Consider the following 19,469-nt stretch of genomic DNA (forward strand, 5'->3'; position numbering starts at 1 on the left):
GAGTTATCTGTGGGAGCGAGCTTGCTCGCGATAGCGATTGGTCAGTCAGCATCGGTATTGACTGATCCGCCGCTATCGCGAGCAAGCTCGCTCCCACATTTGATTTCGTCGATCAGTCAAGGCGCGTCCGCCTTGATCTCCTGATAACGCTTTTCCAGTTCCTGGCGGATCTGCCGGCGCTGTTTGGCTTGCTCGTAACGGCGCTTCTCTTCGCTGTTGTGCGGTTGTAATGGCGGGACGGCGGCGGGCTTGCGCTGATCGTCCACCGCGACCATGGTGAAGAAGCAGCTGTTGGTGTGGCGCACCGAGCGTTCACGGATGTTCTCGGTCACGACTTTGATGCCCACTTCCATCGACGTATTGCCGGTGTAGTTCACCGATGCGAGAAACGTCACCAGCTCGCCGACGTGAATCGGCTCACGGAAAATCACCTGATCCACCGACAAGGTCACCACGTAGCGCCCGGCGTAGCGGGAGGCGCAGGCGTAAGCGACTTCGTCGAGGTATTTGAGCAGGGTGCCGCCATGGACATTGCCAGAGAAGTTGGCCATATCGGGGGTCATCAACACCGTCATCGACAGCTGGGCGTTTCCGGGTTCCATAACGTACTCACGGTTCAAGGCAGCAATGTGGGAAGGCACCTCTGCGGGTGCTCCTGAGTGGTCTGTAGCCGACAAGGTTTTCACAACCACCGATATCGGGACGCTGCGCCTGTGTTTGCCGTCACGCGCCCAAGGATCTGTTTCCCTATTTGCACCGTCTTTTTGCCTATTGGAATCCTCCGGGCACTGATCGCTGACGGCGTACCCGCGATCAGCTTTCCAGCCAGACGTCCCGAGCCCAGTGCCAGACCGATTCCCAGGTTTCTTCAGCGACCAGTTCTTCTTCGGCCTGCCACAGCACCACGGTCCCGTCTTCTTCGACGCAGTAATAATCGTCGCCGTCCTGGCAGATCGGAATCAGGCTGCGGTCGACACCGGCATCCCACGCATTGGCAGCCACGTCCGGCAGGTAGGTGTGGGATTGTGGGTCGGTGACGGTGACCGGTTCCAGGCTGCCGTAGACGACATCGCTGACGGTCAGCAAAAACTCCCTGAAGACGAACGGGATGTCGATGAACAGCTGCTCTTCGATCTCTACCAGCAGGTCTTCGTCGGGCAACTCCAGCGGAACCGGCACGGGTTCGTTGGCTTCACGCAATTGTTCGATGATTTCTTCCACGTCCGGGGATCCTCTTTCTCGATGGCGCGGTTTATATGGAGCGGTTTATACAGTAGCTCGCTATAGATGCAACCGCGAAATAGAAAACCCCGGCCTGGGCCGGGGTTCTTTTATTTCAACATGCAAATTGGGTAAAGGTTCAACCGTTCTGACGAATACCGGCCACCAGCCAGGGCTGGTCGTCGCCCTGGGCACGTTCCATGTTCCAGCTTTCGCTGAACGCTTCACCCTTGTCGAAACGAGAGTCCTTCGACACGCCGCTGAAGGTCAGGGTGGCGATGGTCCTGTCGGCACGATCGTCGACTCCGTCCAGTTGCACCTGCAGATTATCGATGTAGGTGGACTGGAAGCCCTCACCCAGGTCAGCCCGTTCGCGCTTGAGGAACTCCAGCAATTGCGGGGTCACGAACTCGGCGATCTTGTCCATTTCGTTCGCGTCCCAATGTTGTTGCAAGGACATGAAGTGGCTGCGAGCGGCTTCGATGAAGCGTTGCTCGTTGAACCAGGCCGGCGCATTGATGACTGGGCGGGGCGCTACGGGCGCTGCCGAACCGCCAAAGATCGAACCACTGGCAGGTTGCTGGTTGAACACTTCACGCTGCATCGGCGCGCCAGCAGGAGCGAATTGCTCCTGCTGCTTGCGACGACGGGCGGCGATGAAGCGGAACACCAGGAAGGCAATGACGGCCATGATCAGGATGTCGAAGATCTGCATGCCCTGGAAGCCATCGCCCATGAACATGGAGGCGAGCAGGCCGCCGGCGGCGATGCCGGCCAGGGGGCCGAGCCAGCGCGATGCACCGCTGGCCTTGGTGGCCGCGCCTGCGGCACCGGCAGCACCTGCGGTGGCTGCAGTGGAGCCGGCAGCAGAGGACGGCGCCATCTGGCTGGTCTGGTGAGTCGGGGCGGCGCCGGAGCTTTTACCACCGCCGAAGCGCTTGGCAGCGTTGGCATCAATGGCCATCGTCAGGCCAATGCACAGCGCCATGGCGATGCTAAGAAAACGTTTCATATAAAGGCATTCCCATTTGTGAATAGCACACGCGCCATGTTGCACAGGTGAAGTGTTGCTGGCTAGCGGCAGAGTGTTTCGGGCTTTTGCGCGACAGGTGAGGTTCAGCTTCGGCACGCAAGAGGGCTTGTTCGCTTTGGGCTGTAGGAAAGGGGAACAAGTTCTATCGGAAAGTGGCTTGGTGCCGAACGTATCCCTGTGGGAGCGAGCCTGCTCGCGATGACGGAGTGTCAGTCAGCATCAGTGTGTCTGATCCACCGCCATCGCGAGCAGGCTCGCTCCCACAATTAGCACTAGGAGATCTCGCTAGATCGCCTCGAGCTTGGCATACCCCAGCATCAGCCACTTGCTGCCTTCGCTGAAGTTCACCTGCACCCGGGCCTGGGCGCCAGCGCCTTCGAAATTGAGGATCACGCCGTCACCGAATACCGAATGGCGCACGGCCTGGCCGAGGCTGAAGCCAGTGTCCGGAATGTCGCTGCCGCCGAACAGGCTGCTGGTGCTTTGCTGCTGGCCGCCACCGAAAGGACGGCTGACACTGTTGGACAGGCGCACTTCCTGGATCAGACCTTTCGGTACTTCGCGTACGAAGCGCGAGACTTTGTTGTAGGTCTCGCTGCCATACAAACGTCGGGTTTCGGCGTAGGTGAGTACCAGGTTCTGCATGGCCCGGGTGATGCCGACGTAGGCAAGGCGTCGTTCCTCTTCCAGGCGTCCCGGTTCTTCCAGGCTCATCTTGTGGGGGAACAAGCCTTCTTCCATGCCCACGAGGAACACGTAGGGGAACTCCAGGCCCTTGGCACTGTGCAGGGTCATCAGCTGGATACTGTCTTCGTGCTCGTCGGCCTGGGTGTCGCCCGCCTCCAGGGACGCGTGCCCGAGAAAAGCCGCCAGTGGCGACAGGTCTGCATCTTCCTCGGTGTTCTCGAAGTTGCGTGCCGCGCTGACCAGTTCCTCAAGGTTTTCCACCCGAGCCTGGCCTTTCTCGCCTTTTTCCGCCTCGTGATAGGCGATCAGGCCGGACTGTTCGATGACGGTCTGGGTCATCAGGTGCAACGGCATCTGTGTGCACTTGGCAGCGAGGTCCTCTATCAGGTCCATGAACGCCTTCAGTGCGCCGGCAGCGCGACCGGCCATGCCCTTGTTGGTCACCAGTTGGTGCATGGCTTCCCACATGGACACGTGACTGTGGCGCGCGTGATCGCGAATCGCTTCGACGGTTTTCTCGCCGATGCCCCGCGTCGGTACATTGATCACCCGCTCAAGGGCCGCGTCGTTGCCGCGGCCTTCGATCAGGCGCAGGTAGGCCATCGCGTTCTTGATTTCGGCCCGCTCGAAGAAGCGCTGGCCGCCGTAGATGCGGTACGGAATACGTTCGCGCAGCAGGGCTTCTTCCAGGACTCGCGATTGGGCGTTGGAACGGTAAAGGATGGCGATGTCGCTGCGGGCCAGCCCGGTTTTCAGCGCGCTCTCGATAGTTTCCACCACGTAGCGGGCTTCATCGTGCTCGTTGAAGGCAGCATAGAGGTTGATCGCCTCGCCTTCGCTGCCATCGGTCCACAACTCCTTGCCCAGGCGCCCGGTGTTGTTGGCGATCAGGGCGTTGGCGGCCTTGAGGATACCGGCGGTGGAGCGGTAATTCTGTTCCAGGCGGATGACTTCGGCGTCAGGAAAGTCTGCCGAATACTGATGGATATTCTCGATCTTGGCGCCGCGCCAGCCGTAGATCGACTGATCGTCGTCTCCCACGACCATCAGGCTGTCACCGCCCTTGGCGAGCAGGCGCAACCAGGCGTATTGCACGGCGTTGGTGTCCTGGAACTCGTCCACCAGCACATGACGGAAGCGCTTCTGATAGTGCGCCAACAGGCCGGGGTGATCGCGCCACAGGTCCAGCGCCCGCAGCAGCAGCTCGGAAAAGTCGATGACCCCGGCGCGCTGGCAAGCCGCCTCGTAGGCTTCGTAGATGCTGCGCATGGTCGCCAGGAACAGGTCGCCGCTGGCCTGGATGTGTTGCGGACGCAGCCCTTCATCCTTCTGGCCATTGATGAACCACTGGGCCTGCCGGGCGGGCCAACGCTGTTCGTCCAGGCCCAGCTCGCGGATCACGCGTTTTACCAAGCGCTGCTGGTCGTCGCTGTCCAGGATCTGGAAGGTCTGGCTCAGGCCGGCCTCCTGCCAATGCGCCCGCAACAAGCGGTGCGCCAGGCCGTGGAACGTACCGACCCACATGCCGGCCGGGTTGATGCCCATCAGCTGCTCGATGCGGTGGCGCATCTCGGCCGCGGCCTTGTTGGTGAACGTCACCGACAGGATTGAATGGGGCGAGGCGTTCTCGACCTGGATCAACCAGGCGATACGGTGCACCAGCACTCGGGTTTTACCGGAGCCGGCACCGGCCAGGACCAACTGACGACCCACGGAGGCGGCTACGGCCTGGCGTTGGGCATCGTTGAGGGAGTTCAGCAGAAGGGAGAGGTCATCGCGCATCGGGCCATTCTAGGGTGCGACGTCACCCCGGGCAAACCCAGCGTTGCCTCAGCCGATAAAAGACCACTTGGAGATGACCGGTAGGTCATGGGCTACAAGCGCTGGCGGCGTTCGCTCAAAGGGCTCGTCATTCAATGAATTGGCAAGTTTTTTCCGTATTTTTATGCGCGGGTGCAGTGTGGGATGGCCTCGGGCTTGTGTATGCTCGGTGCTCATACCGGGCTCTCCGTGCCCCCTGAATAAGAACAAGAACAGTGCCTATGACCCTTAATTCCGATCTGGCGGGCCCCTGCGTGGAACCGCGGGTCATCTGCAAGCAGTACGCCACGGAGATGGCGGTTGAGCGTACACGATTGCTGTATCAGGGCTCGCTACTGCCCACATTGTTCATGTTGATCAACGGCCTGGTCTGCGCCGCGCTGTTGTGGGAGCCTCGGCGCTACTTCCTGGTCAGCGTCTGGCTTGTCTGGCTGCTGTCCCTGGTGGCATTGCGAGTCATCCAGGTCGCCGCCTTCGATTCGGCGATGCCAAGCCGCCAGGCCCATCCGATCTGGTTACGCATGTTTTTGCTGGGCTCGGCGATGACCGGCCTGACCTTGGCCGGGGCGGGTATCGCCCTGGTGCCGGCTGACAGCTTTCAACAGCAGGCCTGGGTGTTCGGCCTGATCGGTGCCGCCACCCTTTCGGCCAGCGTCGCCTACGCGGTGAGCATCCCGGCCTTCCTGTCCTTCGCCTTGCCCTGCCTGTTGCCGGCCATCGGCTATCTCTTCTGGGATGGGGATGAGCAGCAGCACGGCTGGGGCTGGCTGGGGCTGGTGGTGCTGGTTTCGCTGAGTATCGTGGCCTGGCAGGTCAATCGGTTGATACAGAACGGTCTGCTGCGACGGTTTCAGAACCAGGCGCTGATCGAGCATCTGCAGCAGGCGCAGACCCGTGGCACGCAGCTCAACGATGCGCTGGCCCGGGAGGTCGAGCAACGGCGTTTGGCCGAAGACAAATTGCGAGCGGCCCAGGTGGGCCTGGAAGCGCGGGTTGCGCAACGCAGCCTTGAGCTGGACGTGGCCAGCCAGGCCCTGAGCAAGAGCGAAGCGCGCCTGGCCCTGGCCCTCAAGGCCAGTGAGCTGGGGTTGTGGGACTGGAACCTGCAGACCGACGAAGTCCACCACACCCAACTCAAGGAATTGTTCGGCCTGGAGCCTGAATACATCACGGCGATGCTCAGCCATCTAACGCCGCGCCTGCACCCCCAGGACCTGCCGGCCCTTAAGCGGGCGCTTATCGAGCACCTCAAGGGGCGTAGCGAGGATTACCAGATTGAATACCGCGTGCGTCACGGCGACGGTCACTGGGTCTGGATCGAAGACCGCGGCCGGGCCGTGGAGCGCAGCGCTGGCGGACGGGTGCTGCGCATGGTGGGTACGCGGCGAAACATCAGCGCCACCAAAGAGCTGGAGCAGCAGCGGCAGCTGGCAGCCACCGTGTTCGAGGCGGCCAGCGAAGGCATCGTGATCTTCGACCCGGGCTTCGTGCTGCTTGCGGCGAACCAGGCATTTACGCGGGTCACCGGCTTCAGTATCGACGACATGCTCGGACGCAACGTGGTCGATCTGCCGTGCAGCCGCGATGCACGCCGGCACTACCCGGTCATACGCCAGTCGCTCAAGCAACATGGCACCTGGCAGGGCGAGCTGGTGGAAGCCCGGGCCAACGGCGAGCTGTATCCGCAGTGGTTGCAGCTGAACGTTGTCCGTGACGATCGGGGAAATGTCAGTCATATCGTCGGCTTCTTTGCCGATCTTTCCGCTCGGCGCGAATCCGAAGAGCGAATGCGCTACCTGACCCACTACGACGAACTGACCGGCTTGGCCAATCGCTCGCTGTTTCGCGAACGCTTGCAGGAGGCCCAGCAGCGCGTGCGTCAAGGCGGACGGCGCAGTCTCGCGCTGCTGCATATCGATCTGGATCGTTTCAAATTGCTCAACGACAGTCTCGGCCATGACATTGCCGACCAACTGTTGCAGAAAATGGCCCGACGCCTGATCAATGCGCTGCCCGAGGCTGACACCATTGCCCGGTTGTCCGGCGATGAGTTCGGGGTGCTGTTCGATGCCTATGGCAACCTCTCCAGCCTGGCGCGGGTCGCGACGCGGCTGTCTGCCAAGCTGCGCCTGCCGCTGACCATTGAAGGCCATGAGTTGGTGGTCAGTGCCTCCATCGGCATCAGCCTGTTGCCGGACAACGCGCGAGAGGTTTCCACGCTGGTCAACCAGGCGAACATGGCCATGCAACACGCCAAGCATCTGGGCGGTAATAATTTCCAGTTCTACACCGAGAGTCTCCAGGCCAGTACCCTGGAGCGTCTGCAATTGGAGAACCAACTGCGCAAAGCCCTCGAAGAACAGCAATTGAAGGTCTTCTATCAACCCAAGTTGTGCCTCGCGACCGGTCGCCTGAATGCTGCCGAGGCACTGGTGCGCTGGGACCATCCGGCCATGGGGCGGGTCCCACCGGGAGATTTCATCGGCCTGGCCGAAGAGACCGGGTTGATCGGGCCGATTGGCGAATTCGTGTTGCGCCAGGCGTGCTGGCAGGCATGTGAATGGCAACGCGAGGGGCTCGCGCCGATCAGGGTCTCGGTCAATCTGTCGGTGCATCAGTTACGCCAGGGCAAGCTGGTCAGTCTGGTTCGACAGGTGCTGGAGGAAACCGGGCTGGAGCCCCGGTACCTGGAGTTGGAGCTGACCGAAAGCCAATTGCTCGACAGCGTTGAGCACATCATCGCGACGTTCCAGCAACTGCGTGATCTGGGCGTGACGCTGGCGATCGACGATTTCGGCACAGGCTATTCTTCCTTGAGTTACCTCAAGCGGATTCCCGTGGATTACGTGAAGATTGATCAGACATTCATTCGTGGCCTGGGGGAGGGCAGCGAAGACGCGGCGATTACCCGGGCAATCATCGCCATGGCGCATGGTTTGTCGCTGAAGGTAGTGGCCGAAGGTGTGGAGCGAGTGGACCAGCTTGAGTTCCTCAGGAGCGAACACTGTGATGAAGTGCAGGGCTACCTGATCAGCCAGCCAATAGAGGCGCAAGGGCTTGGGCGCCTGTTAAGAGATCAGCATTGATACGGCGGGGGAACTTCCCGCCGAGCCCTTGTCGGGTTCGGCGGGAAGTCAGGAAGCACTGTTTGTTAATCGGTAATCAGTACGTTATCAATATGGTGGAGTAGTTCGCCTTCGTGGAAAATACTGACACCTGTTACATTGGAATTGCCGCTGACTTTATATTCGACCGGTTTGTCAGTTATGACCTGCAACGACACGCCGTCCGAAGTTTCAAGTTTCAACTCCAGGCGAAGGTCAAAGGATTTGTCTTGTACTGGGCTGCGTACCAGCCTGGGTGTAACGCCCGAGTGAGGCACGGTAACGGTGCCAGCGGTGCGGAAAAAAGCGTCGCCGGGCATGCGATTGATGTGGGCGATCCACTCTTTGGTTTTAATGTTCATGGTCTAACTCCTGTTTGGTGGTGTTTGCTTCCTGCGGACTGAATATAACCATTCGATTAACGTTGTGTGGGGTTCATTTGTAAGTTGATTTATGCCTGTTCGAATCTGCGGTTCAAAAACAACTCGTTGAACCGGGTTACTTGCAAGTAGATAAGTGCCCGTTCAATGGACAGGCAAGGGGCGGTAACGGTGGGCAGGGAAGGACAGTCGCCGGTCGGATCGCGCCGCGCCCCGCGCAGGAGGCTACATCAGGGCTCATCGGCCAAAACAAAGGCGTCGCGCAGCGATTCAGTTACGTTTAGGGCAGGCAAAAAGCCAATTCTTGTAGTATAACTACAAGCTTGCTACATCCCGGCACCTGCCATAACAAGAGTCCAGTCCCTTGAACCTGTTGCAACATATCGCCCAGTCACGCCACCTGCTGCGCAAATCGGAGCTGAAAGTTGCCGATCACGTACTGCTTGATCCTGCGGCCGTCATGCACAGCTCAATGGCGGATCTTGCCCACAGCGTTGGCATCAGCGAACCGACCATCGTGCGCTTCTGCCGGGCCATCGGTTGCTCGGGCTTCCAGGACCTCAAGCTGAAGCTGGCGCAGAGCCTCGCGGCCGGTGCGAGCTTCGGCCAGTTTGCAATCCACGAGGACGATTCGGTCGCCGACTACAGCCTGAAAATCTTCGATACCACGCTGCATACCCTGATGGAGGTTCGCGAGAAGCTCGATCCGGTGGCCTTGCAGAAAGCCGTGACGGCCATGTCCCAGGCCCAGCGTGTCGAGTTCTACGGCTTTGGGGCATCGGGTGCGGTGGCGGCCGATGCCCAGCATAAGTTCTTCCGGCTGCTGCTCACGGCGGCGGCCTATTCCGATCCGCACATGCAGGCGATGTCGGCGGTCACGTTGAAACCCACCGATGTGGCGATCTGCATCTCCCAGTCGGGGCGCTCCAAAGACTTGTTGATCACCGCGAACCTGGTGCGCGAAAGCGGCGCCTCGCTGATCACCTTGTGTCCGAGCCAGACGCCTTTGGCCGAACTTTCCACGGTCAACCTGGCCATCGATGTGCATGAAGACACCGAAATCTACACGCCGCTGACCTCGCGCATCGCCCACCTGGTGGTGATCGACGTGCTGGCGATGGGCGTTGCCATGGCCCGCGGGCCGAGCCTGGTCAACCACCTCAAGAGCGTGAAGCGCAGTTTGCGCAGCCTGCGGTTGTCACCCAAGTCGGTGAAGGCGTTGGATGACTGAAGCGGCAAGCTACAAGCCTCAAGCTGCAAGAGGCTTGTAGCTCATTAACATTCATCGTTCTGTCATCCACGCGCCGCCAAACCGTCATCCCGCGCCTGCATCGTAAAGCTCCCGTATACGTCTTGGGAGTCTCGCTATGACCCAGTCCTACGAAGAGCGCAGCGCCGTCAAAACCCGTCGTCAACAGGAAGACCAGCGCCGCATGGCGTTTCGTCGTGCGATCGAAGACCGCTGCGAGCAGCGCCAGCTTCTGGCAGAGATCAGCGAATTCCCTGACGCGACTGAATTCAATTACTGGCAGGCAACGCCGGCGGCTTCCCGTCGAAACGCTCAACCAGGCCGATGATTTGAGCGCGCTCACCGCGCACGAACGCCAGGAAAGCGTGGGCCACCGGTGACAGGCGTTTAGCCCTGGCCTGGACCAGGCACCAACTGCGGTACAACGGCAGTTCCTCCACCGGCAACTCGACGAGTGCGCCGGAGGACAGCTCGCGGCTCACGGCGTGGCGCGTCAACAGCGCCACGCCCAGGCCGGCCACCACGCATTCGCGTTGGGCCTCCGCCGAAGCCACCTCCAGCGTCTGGGTGAAATGCACCCGTTTCTCCTTGAAGTATTCCTCGCACGCCAGCCGTGTACCTGACCCCGGTTCGCGCGACAACAGCGTATACGGCTCCAGATCCTGCAAGCGCAGCGGGCCCATGTGGCACAGCGGATGCTCCGGTGGCGCCACGGCGACGATCGGATTATTGAGGAACGGCAGGAATTCCAGGCCCATGTCCTGGGGCACCATGGACATGATCACCACGTCGTCGCGGTTGTCCGAGAGCCGGCGGATGACCTGGCCGCGATTGACTACCGAGAGGTTCAGGTTGACCTCCGGGTGCTGGCGCTTGAACGCGGCGAACAGGTGCGGCACGAAGTATTTGGCGCTGGACTCGACAGCCAGTTTCAACTGGCCTTGCAGCGAGCCCTGCATGTCCGAGAGCTGCATGTCGAGGTTTTCCAGGCGTCCGAAGATGTCCCGGCTGGCACGCTGCAGCGCTTCGGCGGCTTCGGTCATGTAGAGTTTTTTGCCGACGTAGTCGAATAAAGGCTGGCCGATCAGCTCCTCCAGCGAACGGATCTGTAGGCTGACGGCCGGTTGCGTGAGAGACATTTCGTCAGCCGCGCGGCTGTAGGACCTCAGGTCGCACACTTCATTGAAGATTTGCAGTTGACGCAAGGTCATACGCATCAATGACTTACGCATTTTTACCCATCCAGAACGGCCCCATGTGACGCAACTATAAGGTTTTGCTTATGCATGACCCAATAAATATTCATTTTTGTTAATCCACCGCCAGGATTAGTGTGGACCTGCGACCAATTGTTACATCTGGTCACGCATCGGCCTGAACCCCAGGTCGTGGGATCACCGGCTCAAGGGAACCTCCAATTGATAAAAAAGATCCTGATCGCCAACCGTGGTGAGATTGCCGTTCGAATCGTGCGCGCTTGCGCCGAGATGGGCATCCGCTCGGTCGCGGTCTATTCCGACGCAGACCGGCATGCGTTGCATGTCAAGCGTGCGGACGAGGCCCACAGCATTGGCGCCGATCCGCTGGCCGGTTACCTCAACCCGCGAAAACTGGTGAACCTGGCCGTTGAGACCGGTTGTGATGCGTTGCACCCGGGCTATGGGTTTCTCTCTGAGAACGCCGAGCTGGCAGACATCTGCGCCGAACGCGGAATCAAATTCATTGGCCCGTCGGCGGAAGTGATTCGCCGCATGGGCGACAAGACCGAAGCGCGCCGCAGCATGATCAAGGCCGGCGTGCCGGTCACGCCGGGCACCGAAGGCAACGTGGCGGGCATCGAAGAAGCATTGACCGAAGGCGACCGCATCGGCTACCCGGTGATGCTCAAGGCCACGTCTGGTGGCGGCGGTCGCGGCATCCGCCGTTGCAACAGCCGCGAGGAACTCGAACAGGCCTTCCCCCGGGTTATCTCCGAAGCCACCAAGGCGTTCGGTTCGGCGGAAGTGTTCCTGGAAAAATGCATCGTCAACCCCAAGCACATTGAAGCGCAGATCCTCGGCGACAGTTTCGGCAATGTGGTGCATCTGTTCGAGCGTGATTGCTCGATCCAGCGCCGCAACCAGAAGCTGATCGAAATCGCCCCCAGCCCGCAACTGACTCCCGAGCAGCGCGCCTATATCGGTGACCTGTCGGTGCGTGCCGCCAAGGCCGTGGGCTACGAGAATGCCGGCACCGTGGAGTTCCTGCTCGCCGAGGGCGAGGTGTACTTCATGGAGATGAACACCCGGGTACAGGTGGAACACACCATCACCGAAGAAATCACCGGTATCGACATCGTTCGCGAACAGATCCGCATCGCCTCCGGGCTGCCGCTGTCGGTCAAGCAGGAAGACATCCAGCACCGGGGCTTTGCGCTGCAGTTCCGGATCAACGCCGAGGACCCGAAGAACAACTTCCTGCCCAGCTTCGGCAAGATCACCCGTTACTACGCCCCCGGCGGCCCCGGCGTGCGCACCGACACGGCGATCTACACCGGCTACACCATTCCGCCGTTCTACGATTCGATGTGCCTGAAACTGGTGGTCTGGGCGTTGACCTGGGAAGAAGCAATGGACCGAGGCCTGCGCGCCCTGGATGACATGCGGCTGCAGGGGGTCAAGACCACCGCCGCGTATTACCAGGAGATCCTGCGCAACGCGGAATTCCGCAGCGGCCAGTTCAATACCAGCTTCGTTGAAAGCCACCCTGAACTGACCAACTACTCGATCAAGCGCAAACCCGAAGAGCTGGCCCTGGCCATCGCCGCCGCCATTGCCGCCCACGCAGGCCTATGAATAAGCAGCTGTAGGTCTCGAGCCGCAAGCTACAAGTAAAAGCCGATTTGCCTTTACTTGCAGCTTGTAGCTAGCAGCTTGCAGCTATGAGGAGTTCCGAATATGTCCAAGAAGATCCATGTAACCGACACAATCCTGCGCGACGCCCACCAATCGCTGCTCGCCACTCGCATGCGCACCGAAGACATGCTGCCGATCTGCGACAAGCTCGACAAGGTCGGCTATTGGTCGCTGGAGGTCTGGGGCGGTGCGACATTCGACGCCTGCGTGCGCTTCCTCAAGGAGGACCCGTGGGAACGCTTGCGCCAATTGCGCGCGGCACTGCCCAACACGCGCCTGCAAATGCTCCTGCGCGGCCAGAACCTGCTGGGCTACCGCCATTACAGTGACGACGTGGTCCGGGCGTTCGTGGCCAAGGCTGCGGTCAACGGCATCGACGTGTTCCGGATTTTCGATGCGATGAACGACGTGCGTAACCTGCGGGTCGCCATCGAAGCGGTGAAGGCTGCCGGCAAGCACGCCCAGGGCACCATCGCCTACACCACCAGCCCGGTACACACCATCGACGCCTTCGTGGCCCAGGCCAAGCAGATGGAAGCCATGGGTTGCGACTCGGTGGCGATCAAGGACATGGCCGGTCTGCTGACCCCGTTTGCCACGGGTGAACTGGTCAAGGCGCTGAAGAGCGAGCAGTCGCTGCCGGTGTTCATCCACTCCCACGACACCGCCGGCCTGGCCGCGATGTGCCAGCTCAAGGCGGTGGAAAACGGCGCCGATCATATCGACACCGCGATCTCCAGCTTCGCCTGGGGCACCAGCCACCCGGGCACCGAGTCGATGGTCGCGGCCCTCAAAGGCAGCGAGTTCGACACCGGCCTGGACCTGGAGCTGTTGCAGGAGATCGGGCTGTACTTCTACGCCGTGCGCAAGAAATACCACCAGTTCGAAAGCGAGTTCACTGCCGTGGACACCCGCGTCCAGGTCAACCAGGTACCGGGCGGGATGATTTCCAACCTCGCCAACCAGTTGAAAGAGCAGGGCGCGCTGAACCGGATGGGCGAAGTGCTGGCGGAAATCCCGCGGGTGCGCGAAGACCTCGGCTTCCCGCCGCTGGTGACCCCGACCTCGCAGATCGTCGGCACCCAGGCCTTCTTCAACGTGTTGGCCGGCGAGCGCTACAAGACCATCACCAACGAAGTGAAACTGTATTTGCAGGGCGGCTACGGCAAGGCGCCGGGCTCGGTGAATGAGAAGCTGCGTCGCCAGGCCATCGGCAGCGAAGACGTGATCGACGTGCGTCCGGCTGACCTGCTCAAGCCGGAGATGACCAAGTTGCGTGGCGAAATCGGTGCGCTGGCCAAGTCAGAAGAAGACGTCCTGACCTACGCCATGTTCCCGGACATCGGCCGCAAGTTCCTCGAAGAGCGTGAGGCCGGGAGCCTGACGCCAGAGGTGCTGCTGCCAATCCCCGAGGCGGGCAGTGTTGGCTCCGTCAGCGGCGAAGGCGTGCCGACCGAATTCGTCATCGACGTTCACGGCGAAACCTACCGCGTCGACATCACCGGCGTGGGCGTCAAGGCCGAAGGCAAGCGTCACTTCTACCTGTCCATCGATGGCATGCCGGAAGAGGTGGTCTTCGAACCGCTCAATGAGTTTGTCGGCGGCGGCAGCAGCAAGCGCAAGCAAGCCACTGCGCCAGGTCATGTCAGTACCACCATGCCGGGCAACATCGTCGATGTGCTCGTCAAGGAAGGCGACGTGGTGAAGGCCGGCCAGGCCGTACTGATCACCGAAGCCATGAAAATGGAGACCGAAGTGCAAGCGGCCATCGCCGGCAAGGTCACCTCCATTCATGTGGCCAAGGGCGACCGGGTCAATCCGGGCGAGATCCTGATCGAGATCGAAGGCTGAGTCAGCAGCCTCGATCCAACCTTTTTACCTCGGGGGAGCATGTGCTCCCCTTTTTTTTCGCCCATTGCTTGCCGCTGTCGCCTTTATGGGAGCGAGCCTGCTCGCGATAGCGGTGGGTCAGCCTATATGGAGGGTGACTGTACCGCTGTCATCGCGAGCAGGCTCGCTCCCACAAGGAATGGCGGTCAGAACATCATCCGCCATTGCCCCAGTAACGCGCTGTTGCGGTTGTCCTGACCGGTCTCACCGTTATAGCTCAGCCCCAGGGTATGCCGTGGCGAAACCGCCAGGTCCAGCCCCGCTTCGACGAGCAAGCTGTCGCGGTCCAGTTCGATGCCCTCGACGGTGTATGTGTTGCCGCCATTCGCCAGGCGTTGGCGGGAGAGACCTCGCACTTCGCCGTAGCGATGTTTCCAGCCGACATTCAGCCGAGGTGTCAGGCCCATGCCCTGATCGAACGCAAAGCCCCGGGCGAGGCGCAGGCCCAGGTTGCTGTGATAGGCGTCCTGGGCCTGGCGGTTGACCTGCAACGCGGCGTCGCCACCTTTCTCGGTATATCGGTCGCGCTGGTAGCGTTGGTAGCCCAGATGGACATAGGGCTCGACCTCAATCTTGGCGACGTCGAAGGTGTAGCCGACTTGGCTGAAGGCCTGATGCGTGCGGGCCTCGTAATGACCTTTGAGGTGGTCACTGAAACGGTTGAAGGTCACGTGACGCCTGGTAGTGCCGTCATGACTGCCGAACGTGGCGCCGAAGTGCAGCGCCAGCGGGCCGTCCTGCCGCAAGGCGTAGGCGCCGACGTGCCAACTGTCGAGCCCGCCGTCGAATCGGTAACCGTCCAACCGGGTCTGGCTCTTGCTGCCGATTATTCCCAGGCGCCATTCGGGGCTGACGGCCCAATCGGTTCCCAGCATCAGGCCTTGGGTCGAATGCTTGAGGGCATGGCGGTCCGATTGCTTCCCCAGCGTGCCGCTATTGCCCAGGGCCTGGACCCAGACCTGGCCGTCGTCATGCCCGCTCCCTGGGGGTCTCTGGCCCATGGCCGAGATCATGCCGGCGCTGATCGGAGCGATGCTGCTCAGGGTGGCATTGCCCAGGTCTGCCGTGTCATAGCCGCCTAATTGATCGATGGCCTCGGCGGCTGTGATCAGGTTGGTGCCGAGCAGGGCGTTGATGGCTGCGTTGGGTTTTGGTTCGGACTTGACGGCTTCCGCCTGGATGACGGGTGCTTGGGCGCTGCTGACGATTTGCGGCGGTTCGATGGCTGGGGTTACCGGGACTTCGAGAGTCGGTTCCACTACTGTTGCATGAGTCACGGTAGGCTCTTCGAAGGGTAGCGGGGCCGGCGGTTTGACCTGTTGCATGTCTTCGATAGCCTCCACAACCGACAGCCCGTTATCGGTACTCGTTGCCTGCGTCAGCGGCACACCGTTGCGGACATAGGTCAGGCTGACTTGGGTTTCATTGGAGTAATCCGCGGTTACGTCCATGAATACCAGTTCACTGTCTACCTTTCCAAACTGTCCTACGACCTGCTTCGCGTCGATCACGGTGTGTTTGCCGGTCCCGATGTATTCACCTTGTACACTGACGACTTTAAGGGTCGCATTTCCCAGTGTCGCAGTGTGACCGACCTTGATCGTGGCGTGGTCACCCTCGGGATTGACACCGTAGAGCAGCGTTGCGCTTTTCGACAGCTCCAGATTCTTTGTAATCGTAGGGGCTCCGTTCTCCGGACCGACCGCCCACTCACCCGCTACGTTTAGCGATTCCACCGTTCCGGCGCCACTGAACCTGCCTTTGGCTTTCACGAATACGGGGCCATCCACGGTGCCCCGGTTATCAAACGTGCCTAGCACCTGTACCTCACCGCCCATATGTCCGGTGTTGATCAGGGTGGCTTTCGACTCGATCAGGCTTTTGCCGTCGAACCTTACGGTGTTTGTCCATTCCCCCTGTCTGGCATGCAGGTCCTGGAAGTTTCGTATTTCGCCCAATGTGCCACCCGAGCGGGTATCCAGTTGCAAAACGTTTGCGCCGCCTCCACCCTCGCTCAGGCCGATAAGTTTGCCGGCCCCGCTCACAATCACCAGATCGTTGTCGTCCCCCTTTTTCAGCGTGACATCCTGGGTGATCCTGTCGCGCTTGGTATCCAGCGCGCTGGCGAATGCCTTGAGGCGGGCCTGCATCTGGGCGGCGGTTTTGAAGGGGGAGGCAACAACGTCGTCGGCAACTGACTGAGCCATCGAAACGTCGGCGTAACCAAGGGTCAAGGCAATCGCCAGGGCAAGGTAGTGGGGAGGGTATAAATGTTGGATAGGCATTGAGTGTGGACTCACATGATTGGGAGTCCACACTTTAAAAATTCAACCCGAGGCGTGATGCCAGCCAACTCCGAGTCTTGGGCAAGACACGCCGGATGAGATCTGTAGGCCGTTCACGAAGCTATCAATGCATATGCGCATTAGCCTCCGTGGTTCGACGCTTTTCCCTACAGCCGCTTCAGATCTGTCGGTTTGACTGATCCGGTGCAATCAACTGCGCTTGAGATACGCCTTCCCATAATGCCGCTCCATCCGCGCCTGGATCAGCTCCAGCGCAATGGACATCAACCAGTAGATGATCGCCGCCGTGGTCAGCATTTCGATATAGCGGTAGCTGGAACGCCCATAAGACTGCGCCAGGAACATCACTTCCCAGACGCCCATCACCGAGATCAGGGAGGAGTCCTTGAGCATCGAGATGAACTGGTTGGTGGTGGGCGGGATGATGGTGCGCATCGCCTGGGGCAGGGTGACGCGCCAGAAGATCACGGTTTCGCTCAAGCCCAGCGCCAGCGACGCTTCGCGTTGGCCGTGGGGGACGCCGAGGATGCCGGCGCGGAAAATTTCGCTCAGGTAGGCGCCATAGTTCAGCGACAGGGCGATGATCCCGGCGGCGATCGCGCCGGGTACCACGCCCAGTTGTGGCAGGCCCAGGTAGATCAGCAGGATCTGGATCAGCAGCGGCGTGCCGCGAAAGAACGAGGCGTAAAAGCTGGCGATGCCGAACGCCACCGCGCTGCTGGACAACCGCGCCAGGGCGGTGACGAAGCCGAGCACTGATGACGCGACGATCGAGCACAGGCACAAAAAAAGCGTCAGCGCCGCGCCTTGCAAAAAGCCGTTAGGCGCCAGGTGCACGCCCAACAGGTTCGGCAGTTTGTCCAGGATGATGGAAAACTTCAGGTCGAAGCTCAGGAAGAAACTCGCGAACAACACCAACATGGCTGCCCAGGTCAGGTACAGCCGCGTGCGGAAACCCAGGATTTTTTGCAGACGCGACTCAGCCACCGGTTGCGGTGGCCGAGAAGGGGACGGGAAAGAGGTCATTGAGTGATGTCGGCGCCGATCCATTTCTGCGAGAGTTTGCTCAAGGTGCCGTCCTGTTTCAACTGGGCGAAGACTTCACGCACCTTGTTGTCCCATTGGGCGTCGCCCTTTTCGATGGCCACCGAGTTCGGTTCGGCATACAGCGGCTCGCCGGCCAGTTTGAAGCGCTTGTCTTCGGTCAGGCGCGGCTGCGCGGTCACCAGGTTGGTCAGCACCGCGTCCAGGCGCACCCCGGCGCCCAGGCCGAGGTCTTGGAACGCCACGTTGTCGGTGTCGTACGGGGCGATCTGCACGTCCTCGAACGGATAGCTCAGCTGGGTGTCTTCGGCGCCTTCGATCACCAGGTTCTTGTTCAGGTAACTCTCGTAGCTGGAGGCGCTGGTCAGGCCGACTTTCTTGCCGCTCAGATCCTTGGCGCCGTGGATGCTATCGTCCTTGGCGTTGACCACGATCACCGCGGGCGAGGCGTAATACTGCACCGGGAAATCGAACACTTCGGCGCGCGCCTTGCTCGGCGTCATGGAGCAGATGCAGATGTCATAGCGACCGCTCCAGTGCCCGGCGGCGATCACGTCCCAGGACGGTGTTTCCAGACGCAGCTTCACACCCAGTTTCTCGGCCACGGCCTTGGCGACATCCACGTCAAAACCGTCGAGCTGGTTCTGGTCGTTGAGGAACGAGAAGGGCGGATAGCTTTCCATCAGCACGCCGACCAGTTCTTTTTTCTGTTCGACGCGATCCAGCGTGGCGCCGGCGAATGCTTGCGATGAGGCCGCCAACAGCGTCAGGCCCAGGGCCAGCAATGGTTGAAGTTTCATGTGAGGTCCCGGGTTGAAAAATAAGTTGTGGTCAGCCGATGGCTGCGTATTAAATAGTTATAAGAACAACTCCGGTAGTGAGTATTTTTCATAAGCTTATGAGTGAATCGCATATGGGCTCAGCAACGACAGTCATTCTCGATGGCGGCATGGGCCGCGAACTGCAACGCCGGGGCGCGCCGTTCCGCCAGCCCGAGTGGTCGGCGCTGGCCTTGAGCGAAGCGCCCCAGGCGGTGGAGGCGGTGCATGCGGCCTACATCGCCAGCGGCGCCAACGTGATCACCAGCAACAGCTACGCAGTGGTGCCGTTTCACATCGGCGAGGCGCGCTTTGCCGCCGAAGGCCAGGCGCTGGCCGCGCTGGCAGGGGAGCTGGCGCAACGGGCGGTGCAGGCGTCAGGCAAAGCGGTGCGGGTGGCCGGTTCGCTGCCTCCGCTGTTCGGGTCCTACCGGCCCGACCTGTTCGACGCCTCCCGCGCCAGCGAACTGTTGGCGCCGTTGGTGACCGGCCTCGCGTCCCATGTCGACGTGTGGCTGGCCGAAACCCAGAGTTCCACGGTCGAGGCCCGGGCGATTCACGCCGGGCTGCCGAAGGATGGCAAGCCGTTCTGGCTGTCGTTCACCCTGAAAGATGAAGACACGGACGAAGTGCCGCGCCTGCGTTCCGGTGAACCGGTGGCGGACGCTGCGGCGGTCGCGGCTGAACTGGGTGTCGAGACGCTGCTGTTCAACTGCAGCCAGCCGGAAGTGATCGGCGCGGCCATCGACGCGGCGCGGGACACCTTCGAGCGCTTGGGCGTGAAGATCCACATCGGCGCCTACGCCAACGCCTTCCCGCCGCAACCGAAGGAAGCGACGGCCAACGACGGCCTGGATCCGCTACGCGACGACCTCGACCCACCGGGTTACCTTCAATGGGCGGCGGACTGGCGCAAGCGTGGAGCCAGTCACCTGGGTGGGTGCTGCGGGATCGGGCCGGAGCACATTGCGGTGCTGGCGCAGGCGTTGCGCTAGCAGCAATAAGTCATCGACTGATCAATT

General features: G+C 60.9%; 15 protein-coding genes. 6 read left to right on the forward strand and 9 right to left on the reverse strand.

Annotated features, from left to right (window positions below; genetic code table 11):
• Window positions 1-116: 116 nt before the first annotated feature.
• The 4 genes from J7E36_RS05540 to uvrD all read right to left on the reverse strand — a co-directional run bounded on the left by J7E36_RS05540 (window position 117) and on the right by uvrD (window position 4,723).
• The gene (locus J7E36_RS05540; protein ID WP_215000658.1) at window positions 117-602 is read right to left on the reverse strand and encodes an acyl-CoA thioesterase; all 486 of its coding nucleotides are present in this window, start codon (window positions 600-602) and stop codon (window positions 117-119) included.
• Between the two features lie 211 nt (window positions 603-813).
• Complete coding sequence (locus tag J7E36_RS05545; protein WP_024616886.1) at window positions 814-1,221, reverse strand: SMI1/KNR4 family protein; 408 nt, start codon at window positions 1,219-1,221, stop codon at window positions 814-816.
• A 139-nt stretch (window positions 1,222-1,360) separates the two neighbouring features.
• Window positions 1,361-2,233 carry a Tim44 domain-containing protein gene (locus tag J7E36_RS05550; RefSeq protein WP_215000659.1) on the reverse strand — a complete coding sequence of 291 codons (873 nt, stop codon included), beginning with the start codon at window positions 2,231-2,233 and terminating at the stop codon, window positions 1,361-1,363.
• 306 nt (window positions 2,234-2,539) lie between these two features.
• Window positions 2,540-4,723 (reverse strand): DNA helicase II, encoded by a 2,184-nt coding sequence (gene uvrD, locus J7E36_RS05555; RefSeq protein WP_215000660.1) that lies wholly within the window; start codon window positions 4,721-4,723, stop codon window positions 2,540-2,542.
• A gap of 260 nt (window positions 4,724-4,983) precedes the next feature.
• On the opposite strand from uvrD, the gene J7E36_RS05560 reads away from it, so the two are divergent.
• Complete coding sequence (locus J7E36_RS05560; RefSeq protein ID WP_215000661.1) at window positions 4,984-7,848, forward strand: putative bifunctional diguanylate cyclase/phosphodiesterase; 2,865 nt, start codon at window positions 4,984-4,986, stop codon at window positions 7,846-7,848.
• 65 nt (window positions 7,849-7,913) lie between these two features.
• Here J7E36_RS05560 and J7E36_RS05565 read toward each other — a convergent pair whose 3' ends face one another.
• On the reverse strand, window positions 7,914-8,228 hold the full coding sequence (locus J7E36_RS05565) for a hypothetical protein (RefSeq protein ID WP_215000662.1): 315 nt from the start codon (window positions 8,226-8,228) through the stop codon (window positions 7,914-7,916).
• A gap of 382 nt (window positions 8,229-8,610) precedes the next feature.
• Between J7E36_RS05565 and hexR the strand changes: the two genes are divergently transcribed.
• A complete protein-coding gene (gene hexR, locus J7E36_RS05570) occupies window positions 8,611-9,477 on the forward strand; it encodes a transcriptional regulator HexR (RefSeq protein ID WP_003187110.1) in 867 nt (288 codons plus the stop codon).
• A 136-nt stretch (window positions 9,478-9,613) separates the two neighbouring features.
• Window positions 9,614-9,823 carry a PA3496 family putative envelope integrity protein gene (locus J7E36_RS05575; protein WP_215000664.1) on the forward strand — a complete coding sequence of 70 codons (210 nt, stop codon included), beginning with the start codon at window positions 9,614-9,616 and terminating at the stop codon, window positions 9,821-9,823.
• On the opposite strand, the gene J7E36_RS05580 is transcribed toward J7E36_RS05575, so the two are convergent.
• The gene (locus J7E36_RS05580) at window positions 9,765-10,727 is read right to left on the reverse strand and encodes a LysR family transcriptional regulator (RefSeq protein ID WP_231286353.1); all 963 of its coding nucleotides are present in this window, start codon (window positions 10,725-10,727) and stop codon (window positions 9,765-9,767) included. The genes J7E36_RS05575 and J7E36_RS05580 overlap by 59 nt on opposite strands.
• Window positions 10,728-10,913: 186 nt before the next feature.
• Between J7E36_RS05580 and J7E36_RS05585 the strand changes: the two genes are divergently transcribed.
• Both J7E36_RS05585 and oadA read left to right on the forward strand, forming a co-directional pair.
• Window positions 10,914-12,329 carry an acetyl-CoA carboxylase biotin carboxylase subunit gene (locus J7E36_RS05585; RefSeq protein ID WP_215000666.1) on the forward strand — a complete coding sequence of 472 codons (1,416 nt, stop codon included), beginning with the start codon at window positions 10,914-10,916 and terminating at the stop codon, window positions 12,327-12,329.
• Between the two features lie 102 nt (window positions 12,330-12,431).
• A complete protein-coding gene (gene oadA, locus J7E36_RS05590) occupies window positions 12,432-14,240 on the forward strand; it encodes a sodium-extruding oxaloacetate decarboxylase subunit alpha (RefSeq protein ID WP_215000668.1) in 1,809 nt (602 codons plus the stop codon).
• Between the two features lie 185 nt (window positions 14,241-14,425).
• On the opposite strand, the gene J7E36_RS05595 is transcribed toward oadA, so the two are convergent.
• The 3 genes from J7E36_RS05595 to J7E36_RS05605 all read right to left on the reverse strand — a co-directional run bounded on the left by J7E36_RS05595 (window position 14,426) and on the right by J7E36_RS05605 (window position 18,429).
• A complete protein-coding gene (locus tag J7E36_RS05595) occupies window positions 14,426-16,486 on the reverse strand; it encodes an autotransporter outer membrane beta-barrel domain-containing protein (RefSeq protein ID WP_331275352.1) in 2,061 nt (686 codons plus the stop codon).
• Window positions 16,487-16,774: 288 nt separating this feature from the next.
• Window positions 16,775-17,611 (reverse strand): amino acid ABC transporter permease, encoded by an 837-nt coding sequence (locus tag J7E36_RS05600; RefSeq protein WP_215000672.1) that lies wholly within the window; start codon window positions 17,609-17,611, stop codon window positions 16,775-16,777.
• Window positions 17,608-18,429, reverse strand: a complete 822-nt coding sequence (locus J7E36_RS05605) for an ABC transporter substrate-binding protein (protein ID WP_215000675.1) — start codon at window positions 18,427-18,429, stop codon at window positions 17,608-17,610. The genes J7E36_RS05600 and J7E36_RS05605 overlap by 4 nt, the downstream gene beginning before the upstream one ends.
• 113 nt (window positions 18,430-18,542) lie before the next feature.
• Between J7E36_RS05605 and J7E36_RS05610 the strand changes: the two genes are divergently transcribed.
• Window positions 18,543-19,442 (forward strand): homocysteine S-methyltransferase family protein, encoded by a 900-nt coding sequence (locus J7E36_RS05610; RefSeq protein ID WP_215000677.1) that lies wholly within the window; start codon window positions 18,543-18,545, stop codon window positions 19,440-19,442.
• Window positions 19,443-19,469: the final 27 nt, after the last annotated feature.

Origin of the sequence: Pseudomonas fluorescens (assembly GCF_018614775.1) — a bacterium.
In the GTDB taxonomy this organism is placed as follows: Bacteria; Pseudomonadota; Gammaproteobacteria; order Pseudomonadales; family Pseudomonadaceae; genus Aquipseudomonas; species Aquipseudomonas fluorescens_BY.